Origin of the sequence: Pseudoalteromonas sp. P1-25, assembly GCF_001401805.1 — a bacterium.
In the GTDB taxonomy this organism is placed as follows: Bacteria; Pseudomonadota; Gammaproteobacteria; order Enterobacterales; family Alteromonadaceae; genus Pseudoalteromonas.
The window spans coordinates 1-440 of the sequence record NZ_LKDW01000093.1; the positions used below are offsets into that span (position 1 = coordinate 1).

The window sequence follows — 440 nt, forward strand, 5'->3', positions numbered from 1 at the left end:
CTCTGTGTAGCGCGAAGCGCCTCGGTGTACTCGGTGGTGGAATTAATGAGAAGCTGCGCTTCTAACGTGAGCAAGCTCGACGTCTACAATTTTCACCTCTCATTTACTCCTCATTCTCTTCTCTTTGTGCGTTTTTGTATTAAAGATCAATAAATCACAAAGAGGTTTAAACTCTACAAGCGCGATATAAAATCGCGCCCATAGCTAGCCTTAACAGCAGAGCTTAATGACCCCTGTAGACGCGCAGCTTGCTGGCGTTTTAAAAGCAACGCTTTAACCGGGGTATAAAGTGATTGTCTCACCACCGAGAAGCGAAGGAGAGTACCTGGAGAAGTGACTAAACGATACGGATGCTTTCTCTGTGTAGCGCGAAGCGCCTCGGTGTACTCGGTGGTGGAATTAATGAGAAGCTGCGCTTCTAACGTGAGCAAGCTCGACGT

Annotated in this window: 1 protein-coding gene; it reads right to left on the reverse strand. The window is 47.5% G+C overall.

Going from position 1 to position 440, the window contains the following annotated elements; all coding sequences use genetic code 11:
* Positions 1 to 173: 173 nt before the first annotated feature.
* On the reverse strand, positions 174 to 440 hold a 267-nt coding region (locus AN393_RS20640; RefSeq protein ID WP_235576223.1), incomplete at its 5' end, for a hypothetical protein.